A 6884-nucleotide genomic window follows, 5' to 3' on the forward strand; every position below is an offset into this window, starting at 1 on the left:
CGCCGAATCAAGTGCGGCGCCTACCCGTGCGCAACTCAGCGCAACGTGGAAATCGATCGACGAGCTCGGCCGATCTCAACACCGGCGTCATGAGGCTATTCGAAATGCTCGCGCCAGCGCTGTACGGCCACCTGTTCCTTGACCAATTCGAGCACCTCGATGGTCGCATCGCGAATCTCCGACGAAGCCGAGCCCATGTCCTGGGCCAGCAGCCGCTCGATGGCCGATTCGACGATATTGCCGACCAGCGCATCGAACTCGTCCGACGACAATCCTTCCACGGCTTCGTCGAGCACCTGATTGACCGTATCGCGGATCGCGTCGTCGATCGCTTCCGATACAAAGCCGCCGAGCATCGGCACACGTTCGAGGTTTTTCAGCGCCGGGTTGGCATCGGCGGCGCGGCCGACGATTTGGGTGACATAAGCCTGAATCTGGTCGCGATTGGAGCGATAGGCCGCGACCAGCGAATACTCGAGCTGGGTGCTGGCGGCGGTCGTCAGCTGGCGGCGGCGCGGCGCGATCACGTCGCGCACGATCTGGCGCGAGAGCTGCTTGCCACCGGATTTCATCTCGTCCTGCACGCCGGTCAGCACCTTGAGCACGACGCGATCCGAAATCTCCTCGACCACGATGTCGTAGTAGACCATCAGCTGCCGATACAGCCACCAGCCGCGGATATCGATCACGCCGAGGCGCTGCAGCCGCATGGTGATGGACATCACACGCAGCACGCGCAGAAAACGAAAGCCCGCCACCGGAATACAACCGAGCACGTCGTACCAGCGCACGAACGGATAGAAATACCAGCGATAATAGCGGCGCTGGGCGATCGCCAGCGCCCAGCCGGCCAGCACGTCGAGCACGAAGACGCTGACGAAGGCCAGATCGATGGTGGTGAAATTCTGGTGCACGGTGCCGGCATACCAGTCATGGGCGCTCGGCCAGACCGAGCCGAAGGCATGGCCGACCGGACCGATCGCGAACAGCGTGTCGAAGATGATCAATGCCAGATTGATCGTCACCAGCACGATAATGCCCAGATCCCAGACCAGCAGCAGACGTTCGCCGAGCGTGCGATCGCCGGATATCACCGCGAACGGATCCGGCGTTTCCGCGCGGCCGACGTGCTCGCTGAGGCTCATGGCGTGCCCACCACATCGCTGAGCATTGCAGGCGCCAGCATCGCCTTCACTTCGGGCAGCTTCTCCTGCATGGTCTGTCTCCCCCATTCCACGGCGAGTTCGAGCCCCGCCCGGCCGGGCACCAGATTCGTCGGCGACAGCGTACGCTGGAACCGCACCATCGTATCGGCGTAGACCCGGTTGACCCGCATTTGGCGCTGTACCGTCTGGGTGATCGGCCAAAGCCAGACGTTCTTCGGATCGAGGTGCGGCAGAAAACAGTCGAACGCCAGGTAATAACCGTTGCGCGTCCCGCCGGCCCGCCCGGCCGCGACGCCGCGCCACGCGGCGCGTGTCGGCACGTTGTCGGCCACGCCGCCATCGACCAGAGCCGCCAGTTCATGATGCGCCATCAGATGCGCAAAAATCTCGCGCGTCGAGCCCGCCCGCGCACCCGGCTCGTATTGCAGGATGGACGGCACCGCCGCCGAGAAACCGACCGCATCCACCGCGTGCAGAGAACGCGTGGTCGTATCCCGGCCCAGCACGATCGGCACGACCATATCGCTGCGAAAGAACTGCAGAATACGGGTCAGGCGCGAGGCCACGCGCACCGGCAGCGGCAGCAGCCGGGCCGCCGAAGCTTCGCCGGCCTGCAGATCGGGCGCGAGCCGCTCGTAGGAATGCCGCTTCAGCCCGGCCACCACGACATCCAGCGGGATGTCGAGCTCGTCCATACGCAACGGCCGCCGCAGATCGCCCGTCGAAAATCGCTGGTGCAAGGCATTCAGATGCAGATGGAACAAGCCGCCGAGACAGAATTCGCTGCGCCGGCGACGCGCCGCCGAATAGATCTCGTTTTTCTTCAAACCGGCCGCGAAATCGATGTGCTCTGCCAGATCGGCATAGCGATGCTGGGCCCGCATCAGCCCCAACACCGATCCCATGGAGTTGCCGACAATGTAGTCCGGCACCAATCCGGCCTCGTCCAGACAGGCAAAGGCGCCGGCATAGACGTACCCCGCGCCGCCACCGCCACCGGCCACGACCACCAGCGCGCGCTGGCCGGCCTCGCGATCGAGCGCGGCGGCATCGAAATCGTCGCTGTGCGTCTCCAGCAGCGCAGCCCGGACGCCCGCCGCGCGCGCCCGCGCGACCCCGGCTGCCTCGCGCGCCAGCGCGAGTTTCTCTTCCGGTGGGGAGGGCAAGCGCAGCGGATCGTGCAGATGGTTGAGCAGCCAGTCACGCAGCGACAGCACCGTGGCCACATCGACATCCGCATCCGGCGCACGGGGCTGGTTGAACGGTCGAAATGGCCCGAGCCGCGCCAGACCGATGGCATAGCGCAGATTCTGGTAGTCCGCTTCGGGCAGGGCGTCCGGCCGCTCAAGACGAGCACGCACCAGCGAGCGCTCCATCCGATGCAGCGCCAGGCGTGCCCGATCCTCGGCGTGATCGGGCAGAAACAGCGCGCGGCGCGCGCTCACCGACCGGCGGCGCCGGGGCGCATCGGCACGACGCGTCGCCATATCAATCAACCCCCGCCGACGCCGCGACTGCGGCGGCCTGCCCGCGGCGACAACGCAGGGCTAGAAGCACACCGTACCGGTCTTTTCGAGATAGCGCTGATGATAATCCTCGGCCCGATAGAACGCCTCGAGCGGCTCGATATCGGTCACGACCGGCTTGTTAAGCTCGGCCTGACGCGCGTCGAGGCTCGCCCGGGCTTCAGCGAGCTGGGTGTCGTCGTGGGTGAAGATCGCCGATCGATACTGCCGGCCGATATCCCAGCCCTGACGATCGCGGGTCGTCGGGTCATGATGCTGCCAGAACACATCCAGCAGATCGGTATAAGCGATGCGCTCAGGATCGAACCGGATCTGGACCACCTCGGCATGGCCGGTATCGCCGGCACAAACCTGGGCATAGGTCGGATTCGGCACATGGCCGCCGGCATAGCCCACCGCCGTATCCTCGACGCCGCCGAGGCGGCGGAAGATCATTTCCGGCTTCCAGAAACAGCCCATCGCGAATGTTGCGACCGCCATATCGCCCTCTTGATTGATGGCGAACTCATGGTTTCATCATAGCTTACGCCGAACGATGAACGCCGGATCGCGCCTATTTCGGCCGCAAGCCAACCCGCACCCTCGCACGAAACGGCAATGGCCGCTAAACGTCCGGCCCGTCCTCGTAATCCGTGACCAGCGGCTCGGCCGCGATGCCGCGCTCGCGCAGATAGGCCACCAGAACATCGGCCCGTCCGTGCGTCGCCAGTACGCGTTGGGCACCGGTCGCTTCGATAGTGTCGATCAACCCCGGCCAGTCGGCATGATCCGACAATACGAAGCCGCGATCATAGCCGCGACGCCGTCGATTGCCGCGAATCCGCATCCAGCCGGACGCAAATCCCGTGCGGTGCTCGCCGAAACGCCGCATCCAGCGCGACCCGGCGGCCGACGGCGGCGCCAGCGTGAGCGAACGCGAGAAATCGTGATCACGCGGCTGCTCGGTCACCGGCGTCGTGGCCAGCATCTCGATCCCGGCCTCGCGGTAGATCTGCGTGAGCGGCACGAGGGCACCGTGCAGATAAGCGTTGTCCTCGGGCAAATCCGCGCACTCGCTCAGCTCGGCCAGCAGGCGTTGGGCCTTGCCCAGGGCATAGCAGAACAACACGCTGGCCCGGCCAGCGGCGGCATTATCGCGCCACCAGGCCGCCACATCGCGCGCAACCTCGGCGCTGGGCGCCCAGCGATACACGGGCAGCGCGAACGTGGCTTCGGTGATGAACGCATTGCAGGGCACGATCTCGAAATCCGCACAGGTCGGATCGTGATCGCGCTTGTAGTCGCCCGATGCCACCCAGACCTCGCCCGCGGCCTCGACCCGGATCTGCGACGAACCGAGCACATGGCCGGCCGGATGAAACGACACGCGCGTATCGCCAAAGCGCAACGTCTCGCCGTAGTCGACGCCCTGACAGTCGATATCGCGGCCCAACCGATGACGCAAAAGCGCCTCGCCTGCCGCGGCGGTCCAGTAGCGGCCGTGTCCGGCGCGGGCATGATCGGCGTGCGCGTGCGTAATCAGCGCGCGCTCGACCGGTCGCCACGGATCGATATAAAAATCGCCCGCGCGGCAATACAGACCGCGATCGGTAGGCTCGATCAACACGCGAACTCCGGGCAACAGGGCTGGGCCAGGCCTTGGAACATAAGCGAATCAAGGCCCGCGCGGTCAAATCTCCGGCGCGCGAACGCTCGCGTCCTCGCCCGCCCGGACGCGCTGATAACAAGATATGAAAGTTTTTTTAACACCGGGGGATTTAAAACCGGCGCGCATTAGTGCTACCTTAGTCGTGCGAATAAAGGGAGTTCGCGAGTAAAGTCTACGGGGGCATTTCCAGAAAACGTCGAAATCCGTTGCGATCGGTTCGCTTCGCCAGACCCGTGCGTCAATGGCGACTATCGATCGGCTTGCCGGATCGGCCCGCTCGGGCTGAATTCTGACACCGATCGTTCGCGTGTCGCAGTAGACGTTCGTCGCCATGGCCGCCTCCGGTCGATATCGCCACATGATTCGCGAATCTAGGCGCCTTCTTCGGCATAACGCTTTTTTCAAGGGAGTAGGGAGAACCATGCGTCAACATCCAGCCAAGACTCTGGCTCTGGCCGTGTGCGGTTGCACCGCGCTGTGGTCGGTACAGGCCGCTGCCCAGAGCAGCGACAGCCAAACCCTGCAGCAGATGCAGGATCAGATCCAGCAGCTGCAGAAGCAGGTGCAGGAAATGAAGGCCGAGCAGCAGAATCAGCAGGCCGCTGCAACCACCACGACCGCGCAGCCGGCGCAGTCCTCGGGCCCGACCAAGAAGCTCACCATCGGCGGTGGCGTGGTCACGGAATACCAGAAGAAGAACTACGGCGGTAACAACGCCGGCGCCGGGGATCTGATCCTCGACTACTTCGATCTGAACGTGGCCGGCCAGTACGGCAAGCTCACCTATGCGGCCGACTATCGCTGGTCCAAGGTGAACTTCAAGAGCGGCCAGTACCTGCATAACGCCTGGGCCGCGTATGACTTCGGCCCCAACGACACCAGCCAGATCAAGGGCGGCATGTTCCAGGTGCCGTTTGGCAACCTGCCCTACGGCTATCAATCGTTCTGGGGCAACCTGAACTTCTATGCAGGCTTCGCCGACAACCAGGCAGCCGGCGTGGGCTATAAGTACGAGAACAACGGCTGGCGCTTCGACCTGGATGCCTTCAAGAACCAGGGCCTCGGCCAGCAGAGCACCTACGGCGCCAACCCGGACCAGAGCAACGAAACCACGACAACACAGAGCATCGATACTTCTGGTTCCACGCCAAAAATTGTCACCACAACATCGACTGTTAGTGGTGCGCGCTTGGTGAACGGTGGTAACGCCCGTCTTGGTCGCACGATCAAGCTGAACGGCGACAACACGCTGAACCTGTCGGTTGCCGGTCGTGGCGGCCAGCTCGAGTACACCAATGCGAGCGGCGATACCAGTTACGGCACGCGCTGGGCTGGCACGCTCGCGGCCGAAGCCGATCTCGGCAACTGGGTGCTGCAAGGTCAGTTCGTCGACTACAAGTACAACATCCCGAATGACATCGCCGGTGGTAACACGGAAGCGGTGCCGATGGAGGACTACGGCTACCGCTATCTGATGCCGGCCAAGGGCCAGCTATACTCGGCCAGCATTGGCCGGACCTTCCCGGTCAGCAACATGGGCCCGATCAGCAGCTTCGAAATCTACAACGATTACGGCTATCTGCACTCCGGCTACGGCAACTACGACAATGTCGGCAACCGTATCGGCGACGTCCAGCAAAACACCACCGGCATCGCCATGTTCGCCGGTCCGGTGGACGTCTGGGCCGAGTGGGTCGAAGCCAAGAACGGCGCCATGGCCTTCACCGGCCCCGGCAACGATGGCAACTGGCACGGCCGCTTCAACCTGACCGCTGCGTTCTACTTCGACGGCGATCTCATCAAGAAGTAAGTACGATCCCGCAACCGCCCGGCTTGCCGGGCGGTTCGCCGGACTTGAAGCGGGCGCTACGGCGCCCGCTTTTTTATGCGCGCGATATACGCGCCGAAAGACACCGCTGAGCGGATCGCACGTTTTTCGCTACGCCGAAACTGGCGGGCCAAGAATCCAGTCCGCCAATGAACGCGAATAACGCTAATGGCGGACCAATATTTCGACATGGACGCCGCGGGGCGCCGTCATGCTTTTCGGGCTTCGTTCGACGAAGGAAAGGATCCGCAGATGACGCCGATTGCACAGATGGCGGTTGTGCTTTGGCGTCGTAACAGATTCGAGGCGCTAACTAGCGACGCCGCCGAACGAAGCGTCTGAAAACAAAGCTATAGAACCCTTTGCGCCACCATCGAGCTAGGGCGTGTTGAGGTTTCGTGCGAGCGCCGCGTTGGCGTCCGCAAATCGTGTCCGGCAAGGCGCGAGTCGCCGCGTCGTGGCGACCCACGACCCAGACTCGCAACGCCGTCGGGCGGGATTTGCGGCCCAACCCGAAGGGACAAGCGCTGTTTTGCGGCAATACAGCGTTGCCGCTCTCTCGCGTAGAACGACTACGCCACGTTCGCTACGCCTCGTCTTGCCGCAAAACAGCGTTTGGCGCGGACTCGCACGAAACCTCAACACGCCCTAGTTGTGACCTCTCAGTAGATTGTTCATCCGAGCCGCAAGCCTTGAAGCTGATGGGTGCTGAAATC

General features: G+C 63.5%; 6 protein-coding genes. 2 read left to right on the plus strand and 4 right to left on the minus strand.

All coding sequences use genetic code 11. The features are described 5' to 3' along the window. Nucleotides 1–95: 95 nt before the first annotated feature. From C41B8_RS04190 to C41B8_RS04205, 4 genes are all read right to left on the minus strand, one after another. Entirely contained in the window at nucleotides 96–1145 is a 1050-nt protein-coding gene (locus C41B8_RS04190) for a hypothetical protein (RefSeq protein WP_051883022.1), read from the minus strand. Continuing rightward, a complete protein-coding gene (locus C41B8_RS04195; protein WP_051883025.1) occupies nucleotides 1142–2653 on the minus strand; it encodes a patatin-like phospholipase family protein in 1512 nt (503 codons plus the stop codon). The genes C41B8_RS04190 and C41B8_RS04195 overlap by 4 nt, the downstream gene beginning before the upstream one ends. 60 nt (nucleotides 2654–2713) lie before the next feature. After that, nucleotides 2714–3172: a peptide-methionine (S)-S-oxide reductase MsrA gene (gene msrA / locus C41B8_RS04200; protein ID WP_037334421.1), complete on the minus strand. Its 459-nt coding sequence runs from the start codon at nucleotides 3170–3172 to the stop codon at nucleotides 2714–2716. A 124-nt stretch (nucleotides 3173–3296) separates the two neighbouring features. Beyond that, nucleotides 3297–4298: a ligase-associated DNA damage response exonuclease gene (locus tag C41B8_RS04205; RefSeq protein ID WP_037334424.1), complete on the minus strand. Its 1002-nt coding sequence runs from the start codon at nucleotides 4296–4298 to the stop codon at nucleotides 3297–3299. Between the two features lie 463 nt (nucleotides 4299–4761). Here C41B8_RS04205 and C41B8_RS04210 point away from each other — a divergent pair, with 463 nt between their 5' ends. Next, nucleotides 4762–6150 (plus strand): hypothetical protein, encoded by a 1389-nt coding sequence (locus C41B8_RS04210; protein ID WP_037334427.1) that lies wholly within the window; start codon nucleotides 4762–4764, stop codon nucleotides 6148–6150. A 186-nt stretch (nucleotides 6151–6336) separates the two neighbouring features. Further along, nucleotides 6337–6510: a hypothetical protein gene (locus C41B8_RS20800; protein WP_232225987.1), complete on the plus strand. Its 174-nt coding sequence runs from the start codon at nucleotides 6337–6339 to the stop codon at nucleotides 6508–6510. Nucleotides 6511–6884 lie beyond the last annotated feature (374 nt).

This window comes from Salinisphaera hydrothermalis C41B8 (assembly GCF_000732535.1).
GTDB classification, from domain to species: domain Bacteria; phylum Pseudomonadota; class Gammaproteobacteria; order Nevskiales; family Salinisphaeraceae; genus Salinisphaera; species Salinisphaera hydrothermalis.